This is a genomic window from Pseudoduganella sp. RAF19 (assembly GCF_052114165.1).
Lineage (GTDB): Bacteria > Pseudomonadota > Gammaproteobacteria > Burkholderiales > Burkholderiaceae_D > Rugamonas.
Genome location: NZ_JBFREF010000009.1, coordinates 154,135 through 167,896 on the forward strand (window position 1 = coordinate 154,135; position 13,762 = coordinate 167,896).

Sequence of the window (13,762 nt, forward strand, 5' to 3'; positions counted from 1 at the left end):
AAATCCATTAGTTTTTCTTTTACGAGAAGAGGCATTTATGTGCGGCATCGTCGGCGCGGTAGCGCAACGCAATATCACTCCAATCCTGCTGGAAGGCCTGAAGCGCCTGGAATATCGCGGTTATGACTCCTGCGGCGTCGCCCTGCACGTGGACGGCGCCCTGCAGCGTTCCCGCAGCACCTCGCGCGTGGCGGACCTGGAAAAGCAGATCAACGAAGTCGGCCTGCAAGGCTTCACCGGCATCGCCCACACCCGCTGGGCTACTCACGGCGCCCCGGCCTCGCACAATGCGCACCCGCACTTCTCGCCAAGCTCGGACAACGCCCGTATCGCCCTGGTTCACAACGGCATCATCGAAAATCATGACGAGCTGCGCGCCGAGTTGACCAAACTGGGCTATGTTTTCCAGAGCCAGACCGACACCGAAGTGATCGCCCACCTGGTCGACCACATGTACAACGGCGACCTGTTCGAAACCGTGCAGCAAGCCGTCAAGCGCCTGCATGGCGCCTACGCCATTGCCGTGTTCAGCCGCGAAGAACCACACCGCGTGGTCGCCGCGCGCCAGGGCTCGCCGCTGATCGTGGGCCTGGGACAGGGCGAAAATTTCGTCGCGTCCGACGCCATGGCGCTGGCTGGCACCACCGACCAGATCATCTACCTGGAAGAAGGCGACGTGGTCGACCTGCAGCTGGGCCGTACCTGGATCGTCGACGTGCACGGCCGCCAGGTTCAACGCGAAATCAAGACGGTTCACGCTCACACCGGTGCGGCGGAGCTGGGTCCCTACCGCCACTTCATGCAGAAGGAAATCTTCGAGCAGCCACGCGTAGTGGGCGACACGCTGGAAGGCGTGACCGGCGTGATGCCCGAGCTGTTCGGCGACGGCGCCTACAAAGTCTTCAAGCAGATCGACCGCGTGCTGATCCTGGCTTGCGGCACCTCCTACTACGCCGGCCTGACCGCCAAATACTGGATCGAATCGATCGCCAAGCTGCCGGTGAACGTGGAGATCGCGTCCGAATACCGCTACCGCGACAGCGTGCCGAATCCGAATACGCTGGTGGTCACCATCTCCCAGTCCGGCGAAACCGCCGACACCATCGCCGCGCTGAAGCACGCGCGCGAACTGGGCATGGAGCACACCCTGACCATCTGCAATGTGTCCACCAGCGCCATGGTTCGCGAGTGCAAGCTGGCCTACATCACCCGCGCCGGCGTGGAAGTGGGCGTGGCCTCCACCAAGGCCTTCACCACCCAGCTGGCCGCACTGTTCCTGCTGACCCTGAGCCTGGCGCAAGTCAACGGCCGCCTCACTGATGAGCAGGAAGCCGCACACCTGAAGGCGATGCGCCACCTGCCGTCCGCCATCGCATCCGTGCTGGCGCTGGAACCTCAGATCATCGCCTGGGCCGAAGAGTTCGCCCGCAAGGAAAACGCGCTCTTCCTGGGTCGCGGCATGCACTACCCGATCGCCCTGGAAGGCGCGCTGAAGCTGAAGGAGATTTCCTATATTCACGCCGAGGCCTATCCTGCGGGAGAACTGAAGCACGGCCCGTTGGCGCTGGTGACGGAAGAAATGCCTGTCGTGACGATCGCGCCGAACGACGCATTGATCGAAAAGCTGAAATCCAATATGCAGGAAGTGCGCGCCCGCGGCGGTCAGCTCTACGTCTTCGCCGACGTCGACTCCCGCATCACTTCCGGCGACGGCGTCCACGTGATCCGTCTGCCGGAACACTACGGCCAACTATCCCCGATCCTGCACGTCGTCTCCCTTCAGCTGCTGGCCTACCACACCGCCCTGGCCCGCGGCACCGACGTCGACAAGCCTCGCAACCTGGCGAAATCGGTGACGGTCGAATAAAACAAAGAATGGTGATTCCCTGGTGTTTCGTACAAATATAGTTTGAGACATGCAATTAAAGTCTGAGACGTGCAATTAAAGTCTGAGACAAGTCAGTGCGTTGGATTTATCTTCGATGTGCTAAGAATGAAAGCAAAAACGCCGACTCGTGCAGGTCGGCGTTTCGACGAACAAGTCAGTCGATCCAGAATGGTGTCTATCTGATACTTGTCGATTTTAAGCGTGCAATCTAATTCGTTTCTGTAAGAGCGGATGAAGCCGCAACCCACGCGTAAAAGGGGAAATGGGTGGGACTAGCCAGGACATGCTGCTATAGCCCATGTTCAGCGCGATATTTCGCTATTGGCGCGGGACCGGCTGACTTCGTACTGAGGGACATGACCTCATCACGCGCTAGCGCGATACCGCATACTTCCGCCGCTATCTCGCGATCGGCTACATATGTGCCGCTTAAAACCAGCAGACCGTCACTCCATAAGGTTGATCTAGCTCCGCCATTGCTGCGAATCCGCTTAAGCGGATCTTTTTGGTTGGCAACGCTGGCAATAACATGTCGCGGAATGGCGCGGCCTGTCACCAGACGAAGTAGCGTTAGCACGCGTTGCAAGCCGGATCGCTGCGTGGTTATTTCTGAATATATTGCAGCCGGTAAGCGCGCGAGCAAGTTTTCGGGATAAGGATGATCCTTCAGTATCCAACAAATGCTCTCGCGGAACTCTTTCTTCATTGACCGTTTCTGATCTCGGTTGTCCTTTCCAAGATGCTCAGCCTCGATAAGAGCCAGTCCTACACTGAAAGTGGCATTCTCTTCGCTGTAGGTGTTGATTTGCAGCGAAATCTGACCCACTTTACCGCGTAATTTGCAAACGAATCTGACCCACGTATAAGACACAATCCTGCTCACGATACTGAGCGGGGAATTGGAGTGATCGACGTGGCATTACTAGGCATTATTCGACGCTGGCATATTCGAGACCAGGTCCCATTGAGAGAGATCGCCAGGCGTTTGGGCATCTCGCGAAACACCGTTCGGCGCTATCTGCGTTCGGAAACCATAGAGCCAGCCTACGCTGAGCGGCGCTCCAAACGCGCCATCGACCAATACGCTTTCCAACTTTCGGCAATGCTCAAGACTGAGGCGGCACGATCGCGCAAGCAGCGACGCACGCTAAAGCAGATCCATGAGGACCTAAAAGAATTAGGATTCGAGGGGTCTTACGACAGGGTCGCGGCGTTCGCGAGGACATGGAGGGAGGGTCAAATCGACCGGGTCAATCCTGCTCACAAACGAACACTCTATTACCTTTGAGTCGCAGCAGGGACAGCAGTTCATCACGTCGGACATCCTTTTCCCCCCTGAAAACTGTGATCAGCTAACGTTGACATATTGCCACGCAGCTCCGGCCTATGGAGATGGAGGCGTTGGCCACCCAGCGGCAGCATAACATTTTGCTTGGAAGAAAAAATACGCGGATTCTCACACCGACAATTCAGGAGAGCGGCTTGAACGGCGTAGATCCTGATGCAAAGTGAAGCTTCCTTCAAAGGAGGTCTATCATGGAAACACTTGAACTCACCAACAGCCCTCGGATTCCTTGGAACAAGGGCAAACTAGTCGGCCAAAAGGCGCCGCTTAGGATCAGCGAAATTTGGGCGATACGGGTTCGACTCGAAATCTTCGATAGAACGAGGGACCTGGCGTTATTTTACCTGGCCATCGACAGTAAGCTGCGAGGCTGTGACCTCGTCCGGCTGCGTGTGCTTGATGTTTGCCACGGGGCCCAGGTAGCCCATCGAGCAAGCGTGACCCAACAAAAAACTAATTGCGGGTGCCGTAGAGGCAAAGCGTCACTTATTGGGAGTTGGCGTTCCGACAGTGATTATTGACCGCGTTTATCACCTCTCGGTCCGCGAAGGCGGGGGGATGCGCGGACGAACACTAGCGTGGATCGGCGCGACATGCAGGCTTAATTAGGTCGGTGAGGTCAGAAATCGTGTAGTGCTTCGGCTTCCGACCGGCGGACTTCGCCTCGATCTCCGACACCAGGTGCACCAGATGGCGAACGCCTGAGCCGCGCCATTGCCATTTTCGGCCCGGTCTTCGATCAGCGCCGCCCCCCACCGATAAAGCAGAATTTCTGAACGTTTGGAAATGCCAGACCGCCTTTAGTAGGTAAGCAGCTGCGTCGTACCGTCTTGAGGAAATTCAGTGATGGCGCGATGATGCGCTTCACACCGCTGGGAAGCGGAGTTCACCGTATCGGACTTGCGCGATAGCGTGCCGAGCGTGGCGTTTAGCCAGCGTTCCAGGTCATCAAGTAAGGCCCGTGATTACTGTCGGTGGCCACGTGTTCGTGTTTCGCGGCCGACGCGGCGATCTGGTCAAGCTGCTGTGGTGGGATGGTGATGGCCTGTGCCTGTTCGCCAAACGCCTCGAGCGTGAACTCCGCTTCCCAGCGGTGCGCTGCAAATCATCGCGCCATCACCGATTTCCCTCAAGACGGTACGAAGCAGACGCTTAGGCTAAGCAGGCCGCAGGCCCGCCAGTCATGACCGCCGGCAGCAAAGCGGCTGCCGGCTCCGGAGCAGGTCCAAGACATCCGGCCCGGTACAACTTGCGCCAGCAGAACAATAGGTTGGCGTTGAGGTTGTGCTCACGCGCGATGCGGGCGCCTGAGGCGCCAGGCTGCAGGGCCAGCACGACCAGGGCTAGCTTGAATTCCAGCGAATGCTGGCGATATTGCCGCGCGAGCCGCGGGAAATGACCGGATCGAAATTTGTTTTCATAACTCAAATTTGTGGGCACAACCGCTGTGCCGAAATTCGATCATGGTTGAGTGACAGGATCGCGTTTAGACGGTGCCCAGACAACGCTTACGGCTAAAGCTGAGGGACGCGCATTTTAGTCAGCGTATCGAAGCCAATGATTGTTGTAGTTAAGTAACCGAATACAGTTCGGTGTGACCGAAGCCTTGCCGATAGTCTAGCAAGGAGATGATCACTGGGGTGACCCGTACGAATAACATTCCTTCTATAGGCGTTGCGCCCGGCCCCGGCGAGACATGGGCAAATTGCGGGAACCTTTGAAGCAATGCCTTACCTACGTGCTCTATGTCATTTTCTCCGCGAACGAATTCCGCAGTGCCACTTAAAGACAAGCCACGAATGTGATTCCAATCCGTGTAACTCAAATTGATCGTACACGAAACTTTGTTATTGAACTGAATATTCGCCGCCTTTTGGCTACCTAACCCGATGCCTACATAAAGAGTGAGCCCTTCATTTACATAGCAAACAGTCGTCGCCTGCGGGTGTCCATCTGGACGAATCGTTGCCAATGTCATGTCGTTGGCTTGATTCATAATTTCCAAAACACGATTTCGCGTCGCCGCATCCAGACGGTTCATATTTCCTCCTATTTAACGATGACGCCACCCAGATGGCATCAAACACTGCTAATTGCCCTGCTTAATGCTAAGCATTGCCTGATTGACGCTGTTCTTGATCAAAGCAGCGCTGCCTTTCAAGGCTTCATGTTCAGTCGTATTTAGAGCAGGCTCAAGACGTTGTTGGACCCCATGCTTGCCAATGACGACTGGAAGTGACATTGCAACGTCACAGACATCAGAAAACGACGGAGCTACTGCAGACGCACTCACAACCCGACACTCATCCTGTAGGATGGCACGCGCCAGGAATGCTAACGCTGCACCAATGCCATAATAGGTCGCGCCTTTTCCGGTAATAATTTTGTAGGCCGCTTTGCGCACTGCCTGGTCGACGGCTACAATTTCCGAGTCATCCAGCTTATAGCCGCACAGTGCGGCACATTCGATAAGTGGAATGCCCGCCACACTGGCCGATGACCAGATTAGCACTTCCGAGTCGCCGTGTTCACCGAGCACATAGGCGTGTACTGACGACGGCGATATTTTTAAGCGCGTGGCCAAAAGCGACTGGAAGCGAGCAGTATCGAGCATGGTGCCGGAACCGATTACGCGATCAGGCGAAAGTCCCGATAAATTCGTGGCAACCTGGGTCATAACGTCAAGCGGGTTGGTGGCTACCAATAGTATGGCCCCAGGCGCGTAACGCATAATCTCGGACACTATTTGCGCGAACACCGCCGCGTTGCGTTCAAGGAGCTGCATGCGCGTTTCATCACGAACCTGCGCTACGCCGGCGGCAATGATAACTATCGAGCAGCCGTCAAGCAAAGGGAAGTCGCCTGACTGCATATGGATAGGAAAGCTGAAGGGCGTCGCATGTAGCAAGTCTTCTCGATGTGCTACGGCTAAAGCCAAGTTGCTATCTACGAGCACTAGCTCGCTGGCGATGCCTTGAATCAGCATCGCATAAGCGGCGGTACTGCCGACGGCGCCTGTACCGACGATCCCGATCTTCATATTGATGACTCCTCGATAGACGACTGCTAGGCCCCTACTTAAGCGCAGTGGCATCGCAAAGAACTCGTAGAGCTCCCTTGCTTGTACTGAATGTTTTCCTTAGCGCATCGCGATTGAACAAATAGATCACGGGGCTCAAGTGTTGCCGCAGCAGCTTTTCGACTCTTAGCGTGGGATACGCTCTTCGCCTAACCGTAGCGATACCGATGTACGCCGCAATTAGAGGCGACGCTCGATGGTAAAGTTGCTAGCTGGATAGCATGCGATTCACATCCTAATTGAGAGAGCTACGCGCGCTTTTGGGCAAGAGGTTCCGGACTTAGTAGAATTGCCTACTGTCATAGCGACACCAACAAGCACTTTATAGGCTAGATGCGTCGTCGGTCTAGCCAATATACGCGTGTGCCGGTCGCGCACGATTGTTGGAGCATTTATTTTTTCCTTCCGTGTGCGAAATATAATTAATTCAGTTCACTAGAGTATACGCATTATCCTCCCATCAGTTGAATCGTGCTGAGCTGACATAGCCCTTGCGGCATCGTGCGCCGCAACAGTTGCGGTAGACCCATCCTGCGCCAAATTTAGTTGAAGAGCAGTTATGAGGTCACGCCATTCATGGTAGAGTTCAATTATTATTCAGCAAGCAGGTGTTTGAGGCTGCAATGGTATCCATCTGCGCTGCGTCCGCAATGCCCTGATTTTCGCCTACACTACAGCATGAGGGCAGATTTTGATGCACGCCTAAGACACCTTGGGTCGAGTATTTGTGAAGAGGAGGGATCGGGTGCTACACGAATTCCTGGCTAACAACCGAGCCGAACTCATCAGCCGTTGTCGGGCAAAAGTTGCTGCACGTGAGCACACCGCTACTGCCGAGCAACTGCGGAACGGCGTTCCGATGTTTCTTGAACAGCTTATTCGTACTTTACGAGCTCAGCACACGAATAGTGCTTTCGAACTTCAATTGATTCCCCTCTCAGATGGGGGACTTGCTAAGGGTGAACTCGGCGCGTCCGCCACACTGCACGGCGAAGCTATGATGACGCTGGGCTTTACTATCAATGACGTGGTCCACAACTACGGTGATTTATGCCAGGCCATCACAGATATTGCAGTGGAGCGTGACGCTCCCTTTTCCGTCGACGAATTTAGGACTTTGAATCGCTGTCTTGATGTAGCAATTGCGTATGCGGTTACAGCATTTAGCTTCAAACACGACTTCAGAGAGGCGGATCGTCACAACGCCGAGGAAAACAAACGGATGGGTTTCTTTGTGCATGAGCTACGCAATCTCCTTGGCACCGCCAAATTGGCCTTTTCTGCTTGTAAAGTCGGCAATCTGAGTCTGGATGGCGCAACCGGGAGCATTTTGGGCCGCAGCTTGGACGGCTTAGAGGATCTGATTAGTACCACCGTCTCGTTAGTACGCGACGAACAGATCCATCACCAAAGCAACCTTTTTTCTCTTGCTGAGTTTATCGCGGAAGTGGAAACGACAACAGCGTTGGCTGCAGTTGCGAAGGAATGCCGCCTGACGGTTTTGCCCGGTAATCCACAGTTGGCTATACAAGGTAACCGGGCAATGCTTCTCGCGGCAGTTGTAAATTTATTGCAAAACGCCTTCAAATTCACGCACGTGCACACCGAGGTAACCCTGGCGTGTCGTACTTTGGCTGACAGTATTTTGATCGAGGTCTCCGACCATTGTGGCGGGCTAGGCTCCGACTTGGCTGAACGTATGTTTCAGCCATTTGAGCAGGGCGGTACCGACCGTACGGGGCTCGGTCTGGGGCTGACGATCGCGAGGCAGTTCGTAGTGGAAAATGGTGGCGCTCTTAGCGTCCGTAATCTGCCTGATGTTGGTTGTGTTTTTACCATCACACTCCCACGCCACGAGATATCTGCCAGCCCCAAGTAACTGTTGAAATCAAGTAGCCACGCGGTGAAGACTTAGAACATATTCACGTCTGTCTTGCACCACGGAGCCTAAGCTCGCCATGCGCGACTCGCCATGGTTCAGATCCGTTTTGGTTGAAGAAATCACTCGGCAGGCAGGTCGTGCGGGAAGTCAGAATGCAAGCGCGTCCCAGGCGGACTTTTGTGCCCATGTGTGAGCATACGTACCGACCACATCTAGATTTTGGATGATGTTGAAGCTGATGCATCTGACCGAGACATCTGCACGGTCGATGAACTAATGGCCAGGTCGCAGATGACTCTCAAGCCTTATGCGAGGTTAACATGGGCGAATTCTTATCAGTGCCCCAGTATGGGGGCGATGTGCTGCTGGGTGACGAGGCGGAAACGGTGGAGCAGGTGCGCCTTGATGCGGCTTTAGACGAAGCATTGTGCGGTACTTTTCCTGCGAGCGATCCCGTTGCCCTTAACTTCGTTTTTACCTCAATCGCTTCGATAAGAAGCGAACTTATCAAGCGGGCATTTCCTCGGACTAGATCATGAGCCGATACGAGCGGTGAACTTCGGACGTGTCGCGCGTGCATGACGGTGAGCTTGGATGATGCGGAGAAGGACGTTTTCGATGGATAGAATTCTGCAGTGGAAAGCCTGCTACGCCCGCCAGGACGGAAGCATCGGCACACTTTATATTGGGATGCCAAGCGAACCGTTGAGTGAAGACCTGATGGACTTAATTCTTAGGTGGGATGCGGACCTTTATCACTTTACAGTAAATGCTATGTCTGAAGAAGATCGCGTGACACAAGCGCAAGAGTTCTTCAGGGTGAACCATATTACTACCCTCTTTGTGAGATCATTGGACGACCTAATCGATTCATCCTCCGACTCCTGAGGTTAGGTGACGCCGAAGTAGAGCCAATGAAAGACGCTGCAAAAGTAGTGCGCCGGATAGATATATGGACCGCTGAAACTGTCCAGTATGGCGTTGCCCTACGCAGCGTTATCGGAGCGGATGAGGCCCGGCGTTATGTGCAGTCCCGATGCGTCCCGTTGCATGTCGTTAAGCGGGTACTATCCGGCACAGGGCTTCCACGCCGTTTCGATCCTCCGCAAGTCGACTCAACTTGATGCAAAGCGGCCCCTCAGACGAAACCCTGTGTGCCTAAGCGAAGCTGCTGTTCGCAAGAAGCTCCATAAAGCGATACTTAGATTGAGGCAGCTCATTCTTGGGAAAGCGGAAAGAGAAAAATCTCTGTTAAGAAAATGAGATACTTGATTCATCCGTAACATTCACGCGGCGCTCAGAGAAATTTTGCTGACATTAGTATCATCATGTAATGACCCAGTGAATTCCTGCTCAGGTGATAATACAGAAAGGACATCACGTGAGCATGGTCATGGAAGAGGAAGTAAAACGCTGGACGCGAAGCGCAAAGCGGCGCTGGTGACGGAAATTATCCAAGGAAAGACGACGGTTGCCGAGGCCAGTCGTGCCTTCGATATGCCACCGTCTGAAATCGAGGAATGGGTCGACGAGGCCAAGCGCGGAATGGAGAACGCGTTACGGGCTAAGCCCCTGGATGTGCGCGAATAGTACGAACGCCAGATCAAAGAGCTGCAAGAAGCCTATGGTGAAGCGATGCTTGAACTGCGTGCTCGAAAAAAGCTGGCGTCCCTGCTGGGCGAGGAAGAGAAGTGATCGAAACGATCCGCCAGGGACTAGAGGAAGACGGATTCAAAGTTTCGATCAGTAACGCTTGGTGTCACAGCCGTTTCTATCCTCGTCCATGGCGCAACTGTTCGTCCTTTAATGCGATGGTACGAGCGACGACTGATAAGTTGAACAACTTTTCAGTCACGCTCACTATCCAAAATTGGAGCGAGGACGACCGTCGGCAATGGGGCCAGGCCGTGTGAAAACGCGGCTGGATGCTACCGGTGCTGCAGTCGGCGAGACGAGTCGAACCGATTGAAGACGCGTCGAAGAAGAAAGGGCTTACAGCCCGATCAAGGCTGTTCTCAGCCCGTTAGTTCCCAGGATGCGCATCACTCGCTTCAGGTTGTAGGCGAGAACATGCAAACTCATCTCTGTCCGCACTCGCGAAAAAGTCCTGGTGAGAAAGTGCGTTGCCCCCATCCACGATTTCAAAGTGCCGAACGGATGCTCCACTGTGCGTCGTCGAATTTTGGCAGTGTCCCGCCGTTCGGCTAGCCTCTGCGCCATCCGATCAAGGACTTCTTCGTGCTCCCAGCGTGCGATTCGGCGATTGGTGCCAGTGGTGCATTGCGATTTGATTGAACATTTGGGGCATGCTGAGGACCAGTATTTTTTGAAAAGAAGCCCCTTTTCCATTATGGTGAAACGCAGTATTGCTCGCTCACCTGCCGGGCATTGGAACTCATCACTCTCGGGTAGGTATTGAAAATCGCGTTTGTCGAACTGCCCTTTTGCTCGATTGCCGGAAGTTAGCGGTTTGGGGACCAATGGGATCACCCCCAGCTCTTCACACGCCAGAATTTCAGGGCCGCTGAAATAGCCTCGGTCGGCATACACCACCAGACCGCCCTTGTGTAGCACCTCACTGGCTTGCTTGGCCATCGACGCGAGCTGTGTGCGGTCATGACCAACATTGGTTACTTCATGAGCGATGATCAGATGATGCTGCGTATCCACGGCGGTTTGTACGTTGTATCCTACCGTCGCCGTGCCTCGTCCGGTTGTTGACATCGAGCGTGCGTCCGGATCCGTCAGCGAAATCTGCTGGTCTGGTGTGGCCTTCAATTTCTTGTCGATTTCGGCAAGACTTTCAATTTGACCTTTGATGGCTGCGATCTTGTCTTTGATATGCGCCACGCGTGCCTCCGGAACCAGGATGGGTTCCCGGTCAGCTCGGTCAAGCTCTTCCATATAACGCGAAATGCCTTCTTCAAGCTGTTCGATTCGAGCTTGCAGCTTATTGTTGGTGAAATTCCGGTCACGATTATTCACCGCTTTGAACTTGCTACCGTCAATAGCCACGCCGCTGCTCTCAGAGAACATCCCAATCCGACGACATACCTGCACGAACTGCCTGCACACCTGGCAAATGGCATCGCCATTATTCTTACGGAAATCTGCGATGGTTTTGAAATCGGGCGTAAGCCTTCCGGTAAGCCACATCAATTCGACATTGCGCAGCGCTTCTCGCTCCAGGCGTCGGCTGGACTGAATTCGATTGAGATAACCGTAGATGTAAATGCCGAGCAGAACCGCCGGATGGTAAGCAGGCCGGCCCGTGCGTGCAGGTTCGGCGCCGGTAAAGCCAAGAGCATTGAGGTCCAGGGCTTCGATAAAAGCATCGACGACACGAACAATATTATCCTCGCCAACGTAGTCGTCCAACTGCTCTGGAAAAAGAATACACTGGCTGCGATCTGCTCCCTCGACATACCGCTTCATCCCGGCCTCCTGAGTGCATGCGTTGAAGTGATAACGCTTCAGGAAAAGCCTTTGATTTTCAAGACTGCCTTGTGGTCGACTTTGTTATTAGCGACACTGGCGCTGGCTTGGCGCCGGGCGACGCCGGATTCAGCTGTTCTTGCGGGCGCGCAGGGTGGCGAAGGCCAGCACGCCGCCTACCGCCAGCAATGGGAGACTGCCCGGTTCCGGCACGGTCGCGGCCTCGACTACGACCGAGTCGAAATCCCAGAAAGCGGCCGTCTGGCTGAAGTTGAAGGCCAGGTTGGTCGTGGCTCCGCTCGCGACAAGCTGGAACGTGTATTCGGTGTAACCGGAACCGGGCGCATTCGTCAGCGACATTTGCGTGACGCCGTCCCAATCGAATTCAAACGAATTGGGGGCGGCGTTGCCGGTCACGTCCGCCTCGTTTTGCAGCCAGAATGAAATCGAATAAAGGGTTCCGGCCACGGTCGACAAGCTCTGGCTGATGGTGCTGATGCCCCCGGGATTGCCGAAGAACGCGGCGAACGAACCTGACTGAGGCGCCAGGCCATCTACGCCGTCCCAGACTGCGTTGAACCCGTTTCCCCATCCAGTGAAGTCTCCGGTTTCAAAACCCCCGTTGGTCACGAGGTTTGCTTTCGCGGGCAGGCTGCCCAGTGAGCCCAATGCAAGCAAAGTAGCGGCAAAGAACTGAGACTTGCGAAGCATAATAACCTCCCTGCGTCTGTCGAGTTTGAACAGTGAGATTAAGCACTTCGTGTGCCAAGTAGCGCTATCTCAACAGGATCAAATACTTAGTTGCAAAGAATAAATTACAGCGAGGCTAAGTGTAAGAATTGTCGACAGCAATACGCCTGGAGACAGCGGCTACTTCCCTCTGTATGATGACGAAAAATCAAAAAATCGCGCCTTGAAATGATAGCGCTATCAATAAATCTTCAAAACGGAGGAGACTTAGTGGCAAACAGTTCCATGTCGATCGGCTTCGCGGACACGAAGCGGCATTACCCCATCCTGGACGGATTGCGTGGCGTGGCGGCGCTGATGGTCGTCGCCTTCCACTTTTTCGAAGCCCACGCGGCGAGCCGTTTTGAGCAGATCATCAATCACGGCTATCTGGCGGTGGACTTCTTCTTCGTGCTATCCGGTTTCGTCATCGGCTACGCCTACGACGACCGATGGCGCGAAATGTCGGCCATGGAGTTCTTCAAGCGCCGGCTGATCCGGCTGCATCCAATGATCGTCGTGGCCATGATGATCGGTGCGGCGATGTACTACACGCAGATCAGTCCAGTTTTCGCCAGGATCGAAACCACGCCGGTATGGTTTGTGGTGATGGTCATGGCCATCGGCATTACCCTGCTGCCGGTTGGCGCGGCGCTTGATCTGCGCGGCTGGGGAGAAATGCATCCGCTGAACGGCCCCGCGTGGTCGCTGTTCTACGAGTACGTTGCGAATATTCTGTACGCGCTGTTTGTGCGTAAGTTCTCCAAGACGCTGCTGGCGCTGTGCGTGTTCGTCGCGGGCTGCGTGCTGGTGCACTACTGCGTCACCGGCCCCGGTGACGTCATTGGCGGATGGTCGCTGGCGCCGGCTCAGATACGTATTGGCTTAACGCGCCTGCTGTATCCCTTCTTCGCCGGTTTGCTGCTGTCTCGCGTGGTCACTGTCGGTCGCTTCAATCACGCCTTTCTGCTGTGCAGCGTGATGATCTTTGCCGCACTGGCTCTGCCGCGCTTCGGCGGCCCGACCGAGCTTTGGAAGAATGGCCTCTACGACGCGCTGTGCATCGTCATCGTCTTCCCGATGGTCGTCTACATCGGCGCAAGCGGCGACCTGAATACGCAGCTGGGTACGAAGATCTGCGGCTTCCTTGGCGCGATCTCTTATCCGATCTACATCATCCACTACCCCTTCATTTATAGCTACACCGCCTGGGTTTCGCGGACCAAGGCAACGCTGCCTGGCGCACTGCCGGTGGCTGCCGCGACATTCCTGGCCTGCGTCGCACTGGCATACATCTGCCTGAAGTTCTATGACATCCCGGTACGGCGCTGGCTCGGCAAACGCCTGATGCAAAAGGCCGCGCTTGAACCGACGATCAGCATCACGAAAATCAGAAAGGTTTGA

Annotated in this window: 11 protein-coding genes and 3 pseudogenes; 8 read left to right on the forward strand and 6 right to left on the reverse strand. The window is 54.9% G+C overall.

Annotated features, from left to right (window positions below; translation table 11 throughout):
* Nucleotides 1-37: 37 nt before the first annotated feature.
* Nucleotides 38-1,867 (forward strand): glutamine--fructose-6-phosphate transaminase (isomerizing), encoded by a 1,830-nt coding sequence (gene glmS, locus AB4Z19_RS23285; protein WP_442036149.1) that lies wholly within the window; start codon nucleotides 38-40, stop codon nucleotides 1,865-1,867.
* Between the two features lie 310 nt (nucleotides 1,868-2,177).
* Here the strand turns inward: glmS and AB4Z19_RS23290 are convergent, their stop codons facing one another.
* Nucleotides 2,178-2,714 (reverse strand): NaeI family type II restriction endonuclease, encoded by a 537-nt coding sequence (locus AB4Z19_RS23290; protein ID WP_442026027.1) that lies wholly within the window; start codon nucleotides 2,712-2,714, stop codon nucleotides 2,178-2,180.
* Nucleotides 2,715-2,792: 78 nt separating this feature from the next.
* Here AB4Z19_RS23290 and AB4Z19_RS23295 point away from each other — a divergent pair.
* From AB4Z19_RS23295 to tnpB, 3 genes and pseudogenes are all read left to right on the forward strand, one after another.
* Nucleotides 2,793-3,116 (forward strand): annotated as a pseudogene (locus AB4Z19_RS23295) (helix-turn-helix domain-containing protein); the annotation flags it as partial.
* A 308-nt stretch (nucleotides 3,117-3,424) separates the two neighbouring features.
* Nucleotides 3,425-3,688: pseudogene (locus AB4Z19_RS23300) on the forward strand (integrase); the annotation flags it as partial.
* A gap of 527 nt (nucleotides 3,689-4,215) precedes the next feature.
* Nucleotides 4,216-4,389, forward strand: coding sequence for an IS66 family insertion sequence element accessory protein TnpB (gene tnpB / locus AB4Z19_RS23305; protein WP_442036331.1), 174 nt, complete (start codon nucleotides 4,216-4,218; stop codon nucleotides 4,387-4,389).
* On the opposite strand, the gene AB4Z19_RS23310 is transcribed toward tnpB, so the two are convergent.
* The 3 genes from AB4Z19_RS23310 to AB4Z19_RS23320 form a co-directional block, all read right to left on the reverse strand.
* Nucleotides 4,386-4,673 carry a transposase gene (locus AB4Z19_RS23310; RefSeq protein ID WP_442026025.1) on the reverse strand — a complete coding sequence of 96 codons (288 nt, stop codon included), beginning with the start codon at nucleotides 4,671-4,673 and terminating at the stop codon, nucleotides 4,386-4,388. The two genes, tnpB and AB4Z19_RS23310, sit on opposite strands and share 4 nt — an antisense overlap.
* A 130-nt stretch (nucleotides 4,674-4,803) precedes the next feature.
* Complete coding sequence (locus AB4Z19_RS23315; protein ID WP_442026024.1) at nucleotides 4,804-5,274, reverse strand: pyridoxamine 5'-phosphate oxidase family protein; 471 nt, start codon at nucleotides 5,272-5,274, stop codon at nucleotides 4,804-4,806.
* 48 nt (nucleotides 5,275-5,322) lie between these two features.
* Nucleotides 5,323-6,273: an L-lactate dehydrogenase gene (locus tag AB4Z19_RS23320; RefSeq protein WP_442026023.1), complete on the reverse strand. Its 951-nt coding sequence runs from the start codon at nucleotides 6,271-6,273 to the stop codon at nucleotides 5,323-5,325.
* A gap of 784 nt (nucleotides 6,274-7,057) precedes the next feature.
* Between AB4Z19_RS23320 and AB4Z19_RS23325 the strand changes: the two genes are divergently transcribed.
* The 3 genes and pseudogenes from AB4Z19_RS23325 to AB4Z19_RS23335 all read left to right on the forward strand — a co-directional run bounded on the left by AB4Z19_RS23325 (nucleotide 7,058) and on the right by AB4Z19_RS23335 (nucleotide 9,889).
* The gene (locus AB4Z19_RS23325; protein WP_442036151.1) at nucleotides 7,058-8,191 is read left to right on the forward strand and encodes a sensor histidine kinase; all 1,134 of its coding nucleotides are present in this window, start codon (nucleotides 7,058-7,060) and stop codon (nucleotides 8,189-8,191) included.
* Between the two features lie 621 nt (nucleotides 8,192-8,812).
* On the forward strand, nucleotides 8,813-9,082 hold the full coding sequence (locus tag AB4Z19_RS23330; RefSeq protein WP_442026021.1) for a hypothetical protein: 270 nt from the start codon (nucleotides 8,813-8,815) through the stop codon (nucleotides 9,080-9,082).
* A 493-nt stretch (nucleotides 9,083-9,575) separates the two neighbouring features.
* Nucleotides 9,576-9,889: pseudogene (locus AB4Z19_RS23335) on the forward strand (transposase).
* Between the two features lie 297 nt (nucleotides 9,890-10,186).
* Here AB4Z19_RS23335 and AB4Z19_RS23340 read toward each other — a convergent pair.
* Nucleotides 10,187-11,629 carry an IS1182 family transposase gene (locus AB4Z19_RS23340; protein WP_442029981.1) on the reverse strand — a complete coding sequence of 481 codons (1,443 nt, stop codon included), beginning with the start codon at nucleotides 11,627-11,629 and terminating at the stop codon, nucleotides 10,187-10,189.
* 129 nt (nucleotides 11,630-11,758) lie between these two features.
* A complete protein-coding gene (locus tag AB4Z19_RS23345) occupies nucleotides 11,759-12,340 on the reverse strand; it encodes a PEP-CTERM sorting domain-containing protein (protein WP_442028229.1) in 582 nt (193 codons plus the stop codon).
* A 249-nt stretch (nucleotides 12,341-12,589) separates the two neighbouring features.
* On the opposite strand from AB4Z19_RS23345, the gene AB4Z19_RS23350 reads away from it, so the two are divergent.
* On the forward strand, nucleotides 12,590-13,762 hold the full coding sequence (locus tag AB4Z19_RS23350; RefSeq protein ID WP_442036153.1) for an acyltransferase family protein: 1,173 nt from the start codon (nucleotides 12,590-12,592) through the stop codon (nucleotides 13,760-13,762).

Excerpts from the sequence above, each read along its gene's own strand:
- AB4Z19_RS23340 (WP_442029981.1), bottom strand. The coding sequence starts at position 11,629 with ATGAAGCGGTATGTCGAGGGAGCAGATCGCAGCCAGTGTATTCTTTTT.
- AB4Z19_RS23315 (WP_442026024.1), bottom strand. The coding sequence starts at position 5,274 with ATGAACCGTCTGGATGCGGCGACGCGAAATCGTGTTTTGGAAATTATG.
- AB4Z19_RS23330 (WP_442026021.1), top strand. The coding sequence starts at position 8,813 with ATGGATAGAATTCTGCAGTGGAAAGCCTGCTACGCCCGCCAGGACGGA.
- AB4Z19_RS23320 (WP_442026023.1), bottom strand. The coding sequence starts at position 6,273 with ATGAAGATCGGGATCGTCGGTACAGGCGCCGTCGGCAGTACCGCCGCT.
- AB4Z19_RS23345 (WP_442028229.1), bottom strand. The coding sequence starts at position 12,340 with ATGCTTCGCAAGTCTCAGTTCTTTGCCGCTACTTTGCTTGCATTGGGC.
- glmS (WP_442036149.1), top strand. The coding sequence starts at position 38 with ATGTGCGGCATCGTCGGCGCGGTAGCGCAACGCAATATCACTCCAATC.